The organism is Microcoleus sp. PH2017_05_CCC_O_A, from assembly GCF_020738785.1.
In the GTDB taxonomy this organism is placed as follows: domain Bacteria; phylum Cyanobacteriota; class Cyanobacteriia; order Cyanobacteriales; family Microcoleaceae; genus Microcoleus.
Genome location: NZ_JAEQCB010000316.1, coordinates 1 through 1,344 on the forward strand (window position 1 = coordinate 1; position 1,344 = coordinate 1,344).

The following is a 1,344-nucleotide window of genomic DNA, read 5'->3' on the forward strand; positions in this document are numbered from 1 at the left end:
GTATTGTAAAACTTCATTCAGTTTGTAAGCATAAGTAATCAAGCATGGTATTATGTGGTCAGGAGGTTGAGAATGCAGCTAACAGAACGTCACATCATTAAATCGAAAGAACGCCGTTTCGTCCAAATTGACGAACTAGCTTTTAAATCGAAGAATCTCTACAATGCTGCCAATTATGTCCTTCGTCAAAGTTTCATTTATGGATGGGGCTATGTCAATTACAACGAAATGAATCGCTTGATGAAATCTCACGCAGCTTACAAAGCAATGCCTGCCAAGGTTGGCCAGCAAATCTTGATGTTGTTAGACAAAAACTGGAAATCGTTTTTTGAAGCTCTCAAAGCTTACAAAAAAGATGCCTCTAAATTTACGGGTCGTCCAAAACTACCTAAGTACAAAGATAAAGTCAAAGGTCGAAATATCCTGGTTTATACGATTCAAGCAATAAGCAGCAGGCAGTTGAAAAATGGAATTATTAAACTGTCAGGTACTGAGATTTTAATCAAAACCAAAGTAAATCCCGAACGAATTTGTCAAGTTAGATTGGTTCCCAAATGCGATGCTTATGTAATTGAGGTAATTTACGATGAACCGGAGTCCACCGCTAGCAGTAACAACTTCGTAGCTAGTATTGATTTGGGACTGGACAATTTAGTGGCGCTAACTTCAAATCAACCGGGATTTATCCCTCTTTTGATTAACGGGCGACCACTCAAATCGATTAACCAGTTCTACAACAAACGTTCTTCGCAGTTGCAATCCCAACTAAAAGGGGAGCGCAAAACCTCACCCCGGCTTCAACGCTTAACCCGCTGTCGCAACCAAAAAGTCGATAATTACTTGCATCACACAAGTCGATTAATAGTCGAACTTCTGACGGCAAATCAAATTGGGACGCTAGTAATTGGCAAAAATGCACAGTGGAAAACTGAAATTAACCTGGGAAAACGAACTAATCAAAACTTTGTCAGCATTCCTCACGCTCGATTAATTGAGATGTTGGAATACAAGGCTCGATTGGTGGGAATTAAGGTGATAGTTCAAGAAGAATCTTACACGTCTAAGTCGAATTTCTTGAATCTAGATCCAATTCCTGTGTACGGGCATACTGGCGCTTTGGATGTCGTATTTAGTGGCAGGCGAATCAAAAGAGGATTATACAGAACATCAGTCGGTCAATTAATTAACTCCGATGTTAACGGTTCTTACAACATCCTCAGAAAAGCAATCCCAAATGCCTTTGGCAATGGGATAGAGAGCTGCGTAGTTCAGCCAAGGCGGGTCAATCCGCTCGAAGTGAAAGCGAAAGGGGAGGGACTGGAAGCCTCCCATGTCATGTAATAG

General features: G+C 40.9%; 1 protein-coding gene. It reads left to right on the forward strand.

Translation table 11 applies throughout. The features are described from left to right. Positions 1–72 precede the first annotated feature (72 nt). On the forward strand, positions 73–1,341 hold the full coding sequence (locus tag JGK20_RS34305; RefSeq protein ID WP_293233851.1) for a transposase: 1,269 nt from the start codon (positions 73–75) through the stop codon (positions 1,339–1,341). Positions 1,342–1,344: the final 3 nt, after the last annotated feature.

Excerpts from the sequence above, each read along its gene's own strand:
- JGK20_RS34305 (WP_293233851.1), top strand. The coding sequence starts at position 73 with ATGCAGCTAACAGAACGTCACATCATTAAATCGAAAGAACGCCGTTTC.